This is a genomic window from Comamonas piscis, from assembly GCF_014109725.1.
Taxonomy (GTDB): domain Bacteria; phylum Pseudomonadota; class Gammaproteobacteria; order Burkholderiales; family Burkholderiaceae_C; genus Comamonas; species Comamonas piscis.
Genome location: NZ_CP058554.1, coordinates 3,750,123 through 3,763,641 on the forward strand (window position 1 = coordinate 3,750,123; position 13,519 = coordinate 3,763,641).

The following is a 13,519-nucleotide window of genomic DNA, read 5'->3' on the forward strand; positions in this document are numbered from 1 at the left end:
CCTCCCATCCCGTGCAACCCGTTTAAAAAAGACAGTGGGCAGACGCAGCCAGCCTGCGCTGCCGCCACCAAGGAAGACCAAATGATCAACGTAGGACTTGTGGATGACCACGCCATCGTTCGCTCCGGCCTGAAGCAATTCTTGGCGGATTTTGTAGATATTCGCGTTGTAGGCGAGGCCTCGAACGGACGCGAAGCCATTGACCTGGTGCGCAATGAATCGATTGACGTGCTGGTCATGGATCTGTCGATGCCCGGCCAAAGCGGTATTGATGCACTGACCATGCTGCGCGCCAAGGAGCCCGATATGGGCATCCTGATTCTGAGCGGCTACCCGGCAGAGCACTATGCGATCAACCTGATCCGCCAGGGTGTGAACGGCTACCTGAACAAGGAATGCGACCCGAGCGAAATTGTGGAAGCGATCCGCACCATCTCGCTGGGCAAGCGCTACCTGACCCCCATGGTTGCCAACCTGCTGGCCCAGCAACTGGGCCGCAAGGACGATGCCCCACCGCACGAGCACCTGTCGGAGCGCGAGTTCCAGGTCTTCCTGAAGCTGGCCCAGGGCGAAACCGCCAGCAATGTGGCCGAGCAGCTGTCGCTGAGCGTCAAGACCGTGAGCACCTACCGCACCCGCTTGATGGAAAAGATGACCTTGAGCTCGAACAGCGATTTGACGTACTACGCGTTGAAGAATGGCTTGATCAGCTGATCGCCCATCCCTCGCATAAAAGCAAACGCCACCTTCGGGTGGCATTTGTTTTTATGCGCAGGCATGGTGCCGTCGAGCCGTAGCAAACCACAGGCAGGCAGAGCAGCGGATTTCAGGGGCGCCGTGATTTATGCTGCGCTAGCTTTCTGCGCTTCGGCAGCTTTCTCATTGGCACGGTGCAGCACCGCCTGCGCATCCTCGGTCAAGGCATACAGAGCGCTGTGCAGACCGCCTTGTAGCCAACGGCTCAGCTTGAACGCCCCCTCATCATCGGCACCCACCAGCAGCGCCGATATGGCACTCATGCCATACAAACGCGTGTTGATCGCTTGGGCTTCGCACTCGGTCAGCGCCAGGTCGTCGGTAAAGCCGCAAGCCCTGCGGAGCCTGCAAATGTCGTGAATGTCCAAAGGCGGGTCGCCCTGGCCAGCGATGGCCTGGAGGGCATCGGCATGGGCCTTATCAAAGCGGGCGGTATCCGAGCTGGCATCCACGCATGCGGCAGCGTTGGTCTTGCTGGTCATGAGGACGCCTCCATCAGCCACCGGTTGCGGAGTGCAGGCATTGGGTGTGCAGTCATGTTCAGCGCGTTGTGCGCGTCGGCATGCAGTTGGATAGGAGCGGTTTCGCCTGTGGGGAAGGTGGGCGCAGAGATGTGCGCAGGGAAAGACTGAGCCATGGTGGACTCCAAGAGGGTTCGGTTTGCAAAAACCACCGCTCCGAGACCAATCAGGGCGGCAGCTCGACAGGTTGGTCTACCGGGAACCCTCTTGCGAGAACCAGCCAGGCTTGCGCCTGCCTGTCGAGCCGCCATAAAAGGGGCACGACTGACAAAGCCGCATTCCATTGCGGATACTGCGGCTTTCGTCGCAGAGGATTCAACGGGAGACCAATCCCGGCTGCGCTTTATTGGCACAGCGGCATGACTGTAGCACGGCAGGAACGGGCATTCCCTGCCCAGGTCTGCATGGCGGGTTTAGGCATTTTCTTTTTCGGAGATATCTAACCCTCCTTCGCTTCGGCCAGCGCCAGACGATGGGCGGCCAGTACGCGCAGGCCGGATTGGGGGGCTGCGTACAGGTTGCGAGGGACAGAGGGACTGCATCTCCCCTTGCACCCATGAACGGCCGCGATCATCGTTGCGCGCTTCGTGGATAAGTGGTGGAAGCGGCTCCAGCTCGGAAGCGGAATGGCGCTCCGTAGCGCAGGCTGCTACCTCACACTATTATGTAAATTTTGTCAGTAGATGTTATTTTTACCTTAAAATCCACCGCTGCTTGTTCTCCTCCCGTTTGCCGGGAGCGCTTAACGAGGCGCAGATACATCTGTCGCCAGTTATCGCCGTTATCGGACTCCGTTCCGAGCTGATTCAAAACATCGATCTCCCCAAATCCCGATAGAAGGTGACTCACCTGCCGTTGCGTGAGGGGACATCAGCCGCTCCAACCCATAGACAAAAACTCCCATGGAGTCTTTTGTTTTTCAATCAATTTATAAGATATATGAAAAAAGTGACTTTGGCGGTGGCCTGCCTCACGGCCATGAGCGCCTTGAATGCCCAGGCCAGCGAGCTCAGCGTTTATATTTCCCAACCCGTTCGCAACGCTGCGCTCAATGCCGCGGTGCCGGATGGCGCCCTGCCCTGGTCAGAGTCTTATCAGCAGACATACACCATTGAGACATTCAACGGCGAGACGCTGGGCGACAAAACCACCGGCAACTGGGCCATCGGAACTTACGAAGTGGGCGCCGGCGGCAATACCAATGTGGCTGCGGCCAATGTGTATGGCGGCGCAGGCACCGGCACAGCGGTGGGCAGTGGCGGCTCCAACTTCCTGAACGCCGGAACGACCGGCACACCAGAAGGCGTGACGGTGACTTTGACCAACCCGGCGCGCTATGTCGGTTTCTGGTGGTCGGCGGGCTCCAACGGCAACAACGTCGAGTTGCTGGACGAGCACGACAATGTGTTGACCGCGATGACCACCGACGGCCTAATGACGTTCCTGAATTCGCCCGACAACCTGACCATGAAGGCCTTGGACGGCACCACCACCTACTCCCGAGCCCAGTACAACGGCAATCCTTTTGTGGAGGGTAATGGCGGTGAGCCCTATGTCTATCTGAACTATGTGCTGAAAGACACGACGGGCTTCGGCGCCACCGCCATCAAGAAGATCCGCTTCTGGGGCGCCGGCTTTGAGCTGGACAACATCGCCGTGCGTGAAGAAACGCTGCCTGGGCTGCCGGCAGATACCGAATTGCCCGGCAGTTGGGTGCCGACAGAGATCAACAACGTCTTCGAGGACCCACCGGCCACCGCTGACGACGCCGGCAGTACCCGCATCAACACGCCCTCGGCGCCGTTGGACATCACCTTGAACGACCCGTATGTGCCAGCAGGCAGCGCAGTCACACCGCAGGCGACGTCGGCCAACGGCGGCACGATTGCGGCCGATCCAGCCAATCCAGGGAAATTCATCTACACACCCGCCACGGGCTTCATCGGCACCGACAGCTTTAGCTACCAGGTCTGCCTGCCAACGCCCAACCAGACCAAGTGCGCGACGTCGGTGGTGACGATGACCGTCACCGCGCCCGATCTGGCGATCGATCTGAGCGGCATCGGCGCTACTGCGACTGTCGGCCTGCCTTACCAAGGGGCATTTACTTGCACCAACCTGGGCAATGCGGATGCGGTGTCTGAGACGACTTGCACCACCGGCCCGCTGCCGGAAGGCCTCAGCGTGCAGGCTTGCACCGTGAGCCCGGACAACAGCGCCTGGGTCGCTGGCAACCGCATTGCGCAAGGCGCTGTCGTGACCTGTGACGTAGCCGGTACGCCCGCCAATGTGAAGAAAACGACGACGACGACTGGCACGACCAGCACCACGGGCGACAGCGACCTGCTCAACAATTCGGCGCCCCAGGACATCACCGTTGTAGGTGTGCCAAATGTCGTCATCGACCTGGGCGGCTTGCCATCAACAGGCACGGTCGGCTTGCCGTACAAAGGCAGCTACACCTGCACCAACCAAGGCAGTGCCGACCAGGCAGATGCCAGTTGCAGCGCCTCCGGCCTGCCTGCCGGCATCAGCCAAGGTCCTGCGGCCTGCACCATCGTGACACCAGCTGCACCCGCCCCCACCGGCTGGACCTCGCCTTCGGCGATCCCCGAAGGCGCAGTGGTGACTTGTCCCGTTGAAGGCAAGCCGACGGAGGTTGGATCAGCGTTGGTAAGCGGCTCAGGCGCTGAAAGCAAGGCAAGCAAGGACATCAGCATCAGTGCCGTTCCCATGGCCATTCCGGTCCCATCGCTGTCCACCTGGGCGCTGATGGTGCTGGCGGGATGCCTGGCCATGCTCGGCATGGGACGCGCACGCAAGCGCAGTATCTAAGCCAAGCTCTACTTAGAGACACATGCCAGTCAGTGCAACGCTGACTGGCGTTTTTTTAGGGGTAGCTGCCGCGATAGCGTCTGATGGACCGGAGCGAGATTCTTCGGCGCTGGTACGTCAGACCGCCTTCCCCACCTTGCAGGTGCTGCACCTGCTGCCCAGCATGGGCAACTCGGTCGCTTTGCCAGCGGCGTGCGTTGTGCAGATTACGCTACGCGGGGCTTGCAGGGGCAGCATTGGCGCACGGTTTCCGACGGATATCCGCAGCACCTGTGTCGGCATCGCCTATAACTAGGCCCTTGGGATCCTCTGCAAAACTCCCTGCCGTGGTCTGAACGCGGTCTCGGGCGATCCGCTGCGTTGTCTTCCTTGTCAATAGCTACGGCTCGACTGCAAAAGACGCCTTGCGGCTCATCCCGATCCGCGTCCGTCCCGCTTGGCGAGGGTTTTGCAGAGCATCCTTACGGTTTTTTGGGGGGACTTGCCCTTCATCGCCCCCTGCTGGATTGGCAAGACCGACAAGATTGCGCCCCAGTTGCCATGTTGCAGCCGCCGTTCTGAACGCATGGAGCGGAACACAGCAACCGGGCCACCTTTAAAACACCAGGAAATAAAACATGGCTATCCATATCCAAACCCCCGTCATCGACTCACGCGCACTCTCCCTGCGCAGCGGCAAGCAGGTGCGCCTGAAACTGGAGGCCTTGCAGCCCAGTGGCTCCTTCAAGACCCGTGGCATCGGGCATGCCTGCGAGGTGTACCAGTCGCGTGGCGCCAAGCGCTTTATCTCCTCATCGGGTGGCAATGCGGGCTATGCCGTGGCCTATGCTGGCCGCATGCTGAATACGCCAGTGACGGTGGTGGTCCCGGCGACCACATCGCAGCGGGCCCAGCAGTTGATCCGCTCCGAAGGGGCCGACGTGATCGTGCACGGCGAATCATGGATGGAGGCCCATGCCCAAGCCCAGCAGTTGATGACCGCCACCGATGCCTTTCTGCATCCCTTCGACGACCCTCTGCTCTGGACCGGCCATGCCAGCATGATCGATGAGCTGGCGCAGCAAGGCGAGCGGCCCGATCTGCTGATTTGCTCGGTAGGCGGCGGCGGGCTGCTATGCGGTGTGGTGGAGGGATTGCAGCGCAATGGCTGGGGCTCCGTGCCCGTCCTCGCCGCCGAGACCGCTGGCGCCGAATCCTTTGCGAAGGCAGTCGAGAACGGTGGCCCGACATTGCTGCCCGGCATCCACTCCATTGCCACCTCGCTGGGCGCACGCCAAGTCTGCGACCGTGCCTTTGCGCTGACCCAGGAGCACCACATCGAGAGCGTCGTCGTATCGGATGCCGCCGCCGTGGCCGCCTGCGAGGAGATTCTGCTGGAGCACCGCATGCTGGTAGAGCCGGCCTGCGGCGCATCCGTGGCCGCCTTGCACAGCGCATCACCACTGCTGCAGCAAGCCCGCTCCGTGGTAGTCATTCTCTGCGGTGGCGTGGGCATTACCGCAGGCCAGCTGGCGCAGTGGAGCGCCGATTTCGGCAGCTGAGATGGGGTGCGCGAGGGCGCCGCGGCGGCACTAGCTGGAAGGCCACCCTATGCGGCTGCCGGTCATATTGAACCGCAGACGGGGGATTGGGCGACACCCTGGCCGGATCCTCCACACCAGCCCCCCCATGACGCCGAGAAGACACGGGACTTCAGCCTGCTGGCGGATATTCGCCCTTGGATCGAGACCATGCCGCTGGAGCGTGCACCCGAAGCTTTAGGGACCCTCTGCAAAACTCCCTGCCGTGGTCTGAACGCGGGCTCGGGCGATCCGCCGCGTTGTCTTCCTTGTCAATAGCTACGGCTATTGACTGCAAAAGACGCCTTGCGTCTCATCCCGATCCGCGTCCATCCCTCTTGGCGAGGGTTTTGCAGAGGGCCCTTAGCGCGCATGGTGTCTGGCCAAGTCAAGTTCCACATGGTGCTGACGATGAAAGCAGGAGAACAACAATGAATATCAATCCTTCGGTCGCGCGCCTGGCGCTGGCGCAGGCGCTGTCGGGCGCCAACACGACGGTGGTGTATGCCACGGGCGCCATCATCGGCCATATGCTTGCGCCCCGGCCCGAACTGGCGACCTTGCCGATCACGATGTTTGTCGTGGGCATGGCGATCTCCACCTTGCCGGCGGGCCAAGTGGCAAGGCGCTATGGGCGAGCCCGGGCCTTCCAGCTAGGCAATCTCAGCGGCGTGCTGATGGGGCTGATTGCCAGCCTGGCGATCGTGCAAGGCTCGTTTGCGCTGTATTGTCTGGCCACGCTTTTTGGCGGTGCCTATGCCGCCGTGGTGCTGAGTTTTAGGTTTGCGGCGGCCGAATGCGTATCGCCCGAGGAGAAGCCCAAGGCGCTGTCTACCGTGCTGGCAGGCGGCGTGCTGGCCGGCGTGGTGGGGCCGCAGCTGGTGAGCGCCACGATGAATGCCTGGCCGCCTTATGCCTACAGCCTCACCTATATCTGCTCGTCCATCGTCGCGGTGTTGTCGGCGATGGTGCTGCGGGGTGTGAAGTTCCAAACCCTCCAGCCACGCAGCGGGCCGGTGGTTGCCCGGCCGCTGGGGCCCATCGTGCGGCAGCCACAGTTTGTGGTGGCCCTGCTCTGCGGCACCGTCAGTTATTTGCTGATGAACTTCATGATGACCAGCGCACCGCTGGCGATGGAGCTCTGCGGCATCTCGCGCACGCATTCCAACTACGGTATCGAGATGCATGTGATCGCGATGTATGCACCGAGCTTTTTTACCGGCAGCCTGATCAAGCGCTTTGGCGAGAGCCGTGTCATCTTCGCTGGCCTGGTGCTGACTGCCCTGGCCGCCATCACCGGTCTGGCCGGTATCAGCGTTTCGCACTTCTGGGTGGGCCTGGTGCTGCTGGGCCTGGGCTGGAACTTCGGCTTCCTGGGCGCTTCGGCCTTGGTGCTGAAATGCCATGCGCCCGAAGACGGCCCGCGCGTGCAGTCACTCAATGACTTTATCGTCTTCGGCGCGATGGCCGTGGGCTCCTTCGCATCGGGCAGCCTGCTGACCACCTATGGCTGGGATTGGGTAGTGGGGCCGATGCTGCCGCTGGTGTTGGTGGCGGTGTTGTCGCTGGGGTGGTTGGCGCGGGCGCGGGGATCAGCGGAGGCGTCACAGTGATGGCTATGAAAGCAGGTTGAAGCCAACACGCATCCAAGCCAGTGCAGCGCAGGCCATCAGATTTGCATCCCGAACCGCTTATTTGATCCGCGACTGCAGGGGCAGCCCCTGAGGCGCGGGCGGTAAAGAAGCCGCAGCAGCCGCCGGATCCACCAACAGGCCAATGTAGCCGTGCTGTCTCAGTGTCAACTGCGTTCCGTATGGTCCCGACAATCCAGCCGGTACTGCTTGGGCGATTTCTTCCAGAATTTCTTGAACTCGGTGGAAAAGTTGCCAGAGTTGGCATAGCCCACTTCTGCCGCGATATCGGCAACGCCCAGCGAACCCGTTTTCAACAGCTCGGCCGCCATCTTCATGCGCTGCTGGCGTATGAATTCAAAGACCGTCATGCCGGCCATGGCGTCAAAAACAATATTCAGGCGGTGTATGGACAGGCCCAGACTGGCGGCAACATCGCCGCCTTTAAGCTCGGAATCGCTGATATGCGCCCGAATAAATTCAGTGGCTACCCGGTTGATACTGGTATTGGCTGAAAGCATCTTCGGAATGGATTCCAAGGCAGCGTGCTGGTACGGCATTTTTGGGGCAGCAGGTGATTTTCTGCGCGACAACGCAATGTGAATGCGGACCCGTTCCAATACCTCATCTACATAATAAGGCTTCAATATGTAGTCCACCGCTCCGGATTGCAAACCCAACAAGCGGTCATTCTTTTCAGCTAATACCGAGATGAAGATAATCGGTATACGCCGCGTCAGTGAATTATCCTTTAGCTGTTTCGCTGCTTTAATACCATGGCGTTCTGGCAGTTGCACATCCATCAGCACCAGGTCCGGAAGCTGCAAAAAAATGCGGGTGTAGACCTGGCTCTCGTTGTCTATAACGCTGACGGTATAGGCATTGCTGCGCAGCGCGGTGACCAACAGACGGAGCTGCTGCATATCGCGGTCGACGATCAGCACATGGGGGACTTTGAGCTCACTGTTACTCATATATTGCGTGCAGAACCACAGCACCATCCGGACGAATTATTCTTGAATTATTTCCCGCATTGAATTGATAAGAGCCGGGGTCCGACTTGAGGCCAGATCAGACGCAGCATGGCAACGCTCGCGTGCCACCCAATGGTGCAGCGAGCCTCAAAAGACACAATGCAGAGATTGGCGGCAAATATAGTACGAGCGATTCAAAAATGATTTAAATGTTAAAAATTACAATGAGAAACACCATGCCATTGAATATATAAATAGCAAATATTAAAGAATCTACAATTAACCAAAGAGTTTTAAATTTAAGCAAAAAATAATCCGCGAATTGCCTGCTAGATTTGCCCGTGCATTTCATTTACACCGGTGTGATAGCAATTTTTAATTGCCGGCACATGCTGATTGCCATGGCTGTCATCCGCACCGACATCGAATTTATTTGAATGGGGAAAGGGTTATCTAGATGAAAAAAAATCACAGACAAGCTGCGTTTTTTGCGGTGACATTGCTAGGACTGGCTGCTGCATCCAGCGTGCAAGCTGCGACCTTGGCATGCGGCGCGCCGCTCCGTGTTCATACGGCTAAAGACACCTGGACTGCCGACGCACGCTATGTGAGCGCTCCCACGGGCGCGGCCGTGCCCCTGGTCGACGACTACCAATGGTCCGGATGGTTTAACAAGACGACGACCAACCACGTCGCCAGCGCCAGTGAATTGCCTGGTTCGGCTTTGACAGGACCCATTCAAGGTGACTGGATTTCGTTTGGTGAAACCCCATCCGTCATTACCAACGGTGTGGTCGCCAATGGCGCCTTGGTCGCTGGCCGTGTGTCTTTCACCTATAACGAAAAGATCAGCATTGCCAGCAATGTCAATCTGTCGTCCATCAAGATCCGGGGCACCGGAGGCTTCGATAACTACGCGCTGTTTCTGGTCAAACCCGATACCACGCCCTCTGGCGCCACGGACTGGGTTCGTACAACTGCTGCGGGCATGGACAACGATTCGGCTGCCAACGCGATTTCGCTGGATGGCGACACGGAGGGACTGGGCTTTTACTACGGCGACAACACGATTGGCTTCGCGATTCAGAATTTCGCGTCCGCCAACACAGTGGCCAGCAACGTGACTGGCGTAATTGCCGATTTTGAAATCACCGCCGATTGCCTGACTGAGCCTGCGCCGCAGCCCACGGCCATTCTGGCTTGCCCTGCTGGCAGCCAAGTGGGTGATGAAGTCCGGGTAGGCCCGTTCACCACCAATGCCAGAGACTGGAAGTGGACCAAGCGCTTCAATGCAGGGGCCTTGGAGAACGTCGAGCAGCCGCTGTTTGACAGCTACCGCTACCGCGGCTATTTCGACCCCGCTGCAGCCTCTACCCCCTCGACTGCGCGCTGGATCAGTCCGGGAACAACGGACCCGGCTAGCACCGACCTCCCAGGCGTTCCCTATCCTGCTGCCACCGGCCAGTCCAACGGCGGAGTGGATGCATCTACGTTTGTGATGAACCAGTCCATCAATGTTGGCGCTAACGTCGATCTGGCCAGCATCAAACTGGACGGCCGGTTTGCCTTTGACGACTACGGCAACTCCGTCTATGTCAAGCCAGCCGCTGGCACCGAAACCTGGGGAGGAACCTACCTGTCGAATGGTTTTGGTGCGTTCACAACGTTGACGACACCCGCTATCCCCGGTTTTGAGCGTGGCCAGAACACCATCGGCTTTATGCTGGACGGTGGTCAAAACCTCAACAGCTGCGCTGGCGGCACCTGCGCCATGGCTGCTGCGGCTGAGTTCTACGTGACCGCAGCCTGCACCGGCGAGCCGCCGAGCGCTGACCTGTCGATCACCAACACCAGCTCCGCATCCAGCGTGGCCCCCGGTGCGACGGTGACGTACACCATTGCCGCCAGCAACGCCGGCCCGATGGATGCCACTGGCGCCACGGTGACCAACACCTTGCCAGCGGCACTGACCGATGCCACCTGGACCTGCGTGGGTACGGGCGGCGGCACCTGCACGGCATCGGGCAGCGGCAATATCAACGACAGCGTGAATCTGCCCGCTGGCGCAACCGTTACCTACACAGTGACCGCCAAGGTCGCTGCAAACGCTACGGGCTCACTGGCCACCACGGCAAGCATTGCCTCCCCAGCTGGCGTGGATGACCCCACCCCTGCCAACAACAGCGCAACCGTCAGCAGCGTCGTCGCCACCCATGGATCTGCGACGCCAGTACCTACGCTGGATCTCGCCGGCTTGGCTCTGCTGGGCGGTCTGAGCGCCGGTATCGGTGCCTTGGCACTGCGCCGCCGCCAACGCGCCCAGTGATAGCGCACAGCAGGCAGACTGGTTAGTCTGCTGGCTGGCACCGAACCGCCTCCAACTGGAGGCGGTTTTTTTATACTCCTCGGTTGTTGGGGCACATTTGCGCCCCGGAAAGGCACCGCATGCAGCCAGATGGACAAGCCGTCACCGGTTCTCCAATCACCGATGTCATTTTTGAAGAGAAGCGCGTCCTGCTCGTGCTGGAAGATGGTCGCAGGCTAGCGGCACCGTTGTCTTGGGTGGGGCCCAGGGTGGCGGCGATGGACGCGCAGCAGCGGTCGCAGTGGGTGACCACCGCCGACCGGCGGGGGCTGAACTGGCCCAGCGCCGGCCAGACCTCGGCCGACGGCGCTCTCAATGTCTGGATGCTGGAGCAGGATGCGCTGTTTGAAGCGGCGCTGGCAGAGCTGAAGGCCGCTGACTGGAAGATCGACCAAATCAGTAGCCGCAGCCGGGCGCTGGTGGCCTTGTGGCGCCTGGTGGCCGATGGCTATAACGGCGGGCTGCTGCAGTTTCTGGGCAACTGGGGCATGGCCGAGATGGATGCGGCGCTGGCCGCACTGGCCGACATCCAGGCCAGCGCCACGCTCGATGTAGTGACCGAGTTCTGGCGCCTGGTCGGGCCGATTGCCCAGTCCGAAGAGGTCAACACAATCGATGATGTATACCGCGCCGTGGCGGGCGAGCTGTCCGAGCGGATCGAGGCACTGGACGAACAGTTCTGGGAGGCGGCCGAGGAGCTGGTCAAGCGGGTGCCGGAGTTTTTTGGGCCTGCGCCGTCGGCGAACTGATTCACGATCGACCACAAACAAACAAACAAACAGCCCTCGACTTGATGAACTGAGGGCTGTTTTGCGCCTGGGCGCTACTTGTCGTTGTTGGCGCTCAGGTTGTCCAGCATGTCATCCAGCGATTTGAATTCGAGGGTCTCGACGCTATCGTCCTCGTCGATGGAGATATCTTCCAGCGCCAGCTCTTCGCAGAGCTGAGCACGCACCCAGCATTGCGGAAACTGCTGCGGCGCCACAAAAGACAGCAGCACCGCATCGGCAAACACGGCCACCGAATGCAGACGCAGGTCATCGCGCAGATCGGTTGGCTCTTGCACCTCAGCGTCGTCTTCGACCTCTTCAACAGCGTCTTCCACCTCCAGCACGATGTCGTTCACCAGCTGCTGCCAGCGCTCCACCGGCATCGCAAGAAAGCGCTGCGTATTGGCAATCAGGGCGTTGGCATCCATCTCCGGGTGGTCGTCCAGCTCCGGGTCAACGTTGACATGGATATCGGCGCCTGCTGCCTTAAAGCGCACGCTGCCAATGACAAAGCCGTCGGCGGCTTCCACGTCTTGAAGAAGCTGGCTCGCCGCAATGGCATCTCGGAGATGGGCAATCTGTGTCATGGGAACTGTCCTTTCTTTGGCCGAAGGGGTTGTGCAAAGCATGCCAAGGCATCATAAGCGCCAACTTTTGACGCAGCTACCGTGCGCTGGAATGACTGCCATTCGCTGAACTGGCAAGAACAAGATAGTTCTTGTCCAAGTTGCGCGATCACGCCAGTGAGGTTTCACGTACGCTACCCGCTTGCTACAAATCTTTGCACTCCCATCGCAGTGCAAAACTAACAACATGACCGCCGAAACCGCCACCCTCGATCCCACCGCCTCCATCGCAGCACCGCCTGCAGCAGACACCCAACAGCATGGCTTCCTGCTGCCCATTGTTGGCGGTGCGGCCCTGGCCCACCTGCTCAACGACATGATCCAGGCGATGCTGCCCTCGATCTTTCCGATGCTCAAGGCCAACTTCTCGCTGAGCTTTGGCCAGATCGGTGTCATTGCGCTGGTCTACCAGGTGACCGCATCGCTGCTGCAGCCCTGGATTGGCATGTACACCGACAAGCACCCCAAGCCGTTCTTGCTGCCCTCCGGCATGGGCATGACCTTGATCGGCATCGGCCTGCTGGCGACCGCGCAGAGCTACGAGATGCTGTTGGTAGCCGCTGCGGTGGTGGGCGTCGGCTCGGCCACCTTCCACCCCGAGGCATCGCGCATTGCGCGCCTGGCATCGGGCGGGCGTTTTGGCACGGCGCAGTCCACCTTCCAGGTGGGTGGCAATACGGGTTCGGCCATTGGCCCGCTGCTGACGGCGGCCATCGTCATTCCCCACGGCCAGCCGGCAGTGGCCTGGTTCATGGTGGTCGCGCTGGTCGCCATCTTTGTGCTGTACCGACTGACCATCTGGGTGCGCCACAACGGCAGCGCCAAGGCCAAGAGCTTGGCCAAGAACCATGCCGGTGAAGGCCTGGACCGCGCAGGCGTGATCCGCGCCGTCACGGTGATCTGCATTCTGATGTTCGCGAAGTTTGTCTATATCGCCTCCTTCACCAACTACTTCACCTTCTACCTGATTGAACGCTTCCACCTGAGCGTGCAAAGCAGCCAGCTGTTTCTGTTCATGTTCCTGGCCGCTGTGGCGGCAGGCACCTTTGCCGGCGGCCCGGTGGGTGACCGCATTGGCCGCAAGGCCGTTATCTGGATTTCGTTCTTGGGTGTAGCGCCATTTGCGCTGGCCCTCCCCTATGTGGGCCTGGTCGGCACCGCCGTCCTGGCCATCGTCATCGGCCTGGTAATGTCATCCGCCTTTGCCGCGCTGGTGGTCTATGCGCAAGAGGCCGTGCCTGGCCGCGTGGGCTTGGTCTCTGGTTTGATGTTCGGGCTGATGTTTGGCATTGGCGGCGTGGGTGCCGCTGGCCTGGGTGAGCTGGCCGATGTGCATGGCATCGTCTGGGTGTATGGCCTCACCTCGTTCCTGCCGCTGCTGGGGTTGGCGACGGCGTTTTTGCCGGATACGCGGAAGAAACGCCAATAAGGTCTTGATGCGCATCCGGCATCAGGTGCGAGGGGCTGGTTGCCCAGCCCCTC

The 13,519-nt window shown here is 60.3% G+C and carries 11 protein-coding genes; 7 read left to right on the top strand and 4 right to left on the bottom strand.

The window, feature by feature from the left end; all coding sequences use genetic code 11:
* The first annotated feature begins 81 nt into the window (after positions 1 to 81).
* Positions 82 to 714 (top strand): response regulator transcription factor, encoded by a 633-nt coding sequence (locus tag HS961_RS16920; protein WP_182323988.1) that lies wholly within the window; start codon positions 82 to 84, stop codon positions 712 to 714.
* Positions 715 to 842: 128 nt separating this feature from the next.
* On the opposite strand, the gene HS961_RS16925 is transcribed toward HS961_RS16920, so the two are convergent.
* Positions 843 to 1,238: a hypothetical protein gene (locus tag HS961_RS16925; protein ID WP_182323990.1), complete on the bottom strand. Its 396-nt coding sequence runs from the start codon at positions 1,236 to 1,238 to the stop codon at positions 843 to 845.
* Positions 1,235 to 1,393 (bottom strand): hypothetical protein, encoded by a 159-nt coding sequence (locus HS961_RS16930; protein ID WP_182323992.1) that lies wholly within the window; start codon positions 1,391 to 1,393, stop codon positions 1,235 to 1,237. The genes HS961_RS16925 and HS961_RS16930 overlap by 4 nt, the downstream gene beginning before the upstream one ends.
* Positions 1,394 to 2,216: 823 nt before the next feature.
* On the opposite strand from HS961_RS16930, the gene HS961_RS16935 reads away from it, so the two are divergent.
* The 3 genes from HS961_RS16935 (at position 2,217) to HS961_RS16945 (ending at position 7,284) form a co-directional block, all read left to right on the top strand.
* A complete protein-coding gene (locus HS961_RS16935; protein ID WP_182328305.1) occupies positions 2,217 to 4,112 on the top strand; it encodes an IPTL-CTERM sorting domain-containing protein in 1,896 nt (631 codons plus the stop codon).
* A 617-nt stretch (positions 4,113 to 4,729) separates the two neighbouring features.
* Positions 4,730 to 5,653, top strand: coding sequence for a pyridoxal-phosphate dependent enzyme (locus tag HS961_RS16940; RefSeq protein WP_182323994.1), 924 nt, complete (start codon positions 4,730 to 4,732; stop codon positions 5,651 to 5,653).
* A 449-nt stretch (positions 5,654 to 6,102) separates the two neighbouring features.
* Positions 6,103 to 7,284, top strand: a complete 1,182-nt coding sequence (locus HS961_RS16945; protein WP_182323996.1) for an MFS transporter — start codon at positions 6,103 to 6,105, stop codon at positions 7,282 to 7,284.
* Positions 7,285 to 7,469: 185 nt separating this feature from the next.
* On the opposite strand, the gene HS961_RS16950 is transcribed toward HS961_RS16945, so the two are convergent.
* A complete protein-coding gene (locus HS961_RS16950) occupies positions 7,470 to 8,303 on the bottom strand; it encodes a response regulator (protein ID WP_182323997.1) in 834 nt (277 codons plus the stop codon).
* A 580-nt stretch (positions 8,304 to 8,883) separates the two neighbouring features.
* On the opposite strand from HS961_RS16950, the gene HS961_RS16955 reads away from it, so the two are divergent.
* Together HS961_RS16955 and HS961_RS16960 are read left to right on the top strand one after the other, a co-directional pair.
* Entirely contained in the window at positions 8,884 to 10,602 is a 1,719-nt protein-coding gene (locus HS961_RS16955) for a DUF11 domain-containing protein (RefSeq protein ID WP_182323999.1), read from the top strand.
* A 119-nt stretch (positions 10,603 to 10,721) separates the two neighbouring features.
* A complete protein-coding gene (locus HS961_RS16960) occupies positions 10,722 to 11,390 on the top strand; it encodes a DMP19 family protein (RefSeq protein ID WP_182324001.1) in 669 nt (222 codons plus the stop codon).
* A gap of 74 nt (positions 11,391 to 11,464) precedes the next feature.
* Here HS961_RS16960 and HS961_RS16965 read toward each other — a convergent pair whose 3' ends face one another.
* Positions 11,465 to 11,998, bottom strand: a complete 534-nt coding sequence (locus HS961_RS16965) for a cytochrome C5 (protein WP_182324004.1) — start codon at positions 11,996 to 11,998, stop codon at positions 11,465 to 11,467.
* Between the two features lie 226 nt (positions 11,999 to 12,224).
* Here HS961_RS16965 and HS961_RS16970 point away from each other — a divergent pair, with 226 nt between their 5' ends.
* Positions 12,225 to 13,466 (top strand): MFS transporter, encoded by a 1,242-nt coding sequence (locus tag HS961_RS16970; RefSeq protein ID WP_182324006.1) that lies wholly within the window; start codon positions 12,225 to 12,227, stop codon positions 13,464 to 13,466.
* Positions 13,467 to 13,519 lie beyond the last annotated feature (53 nt).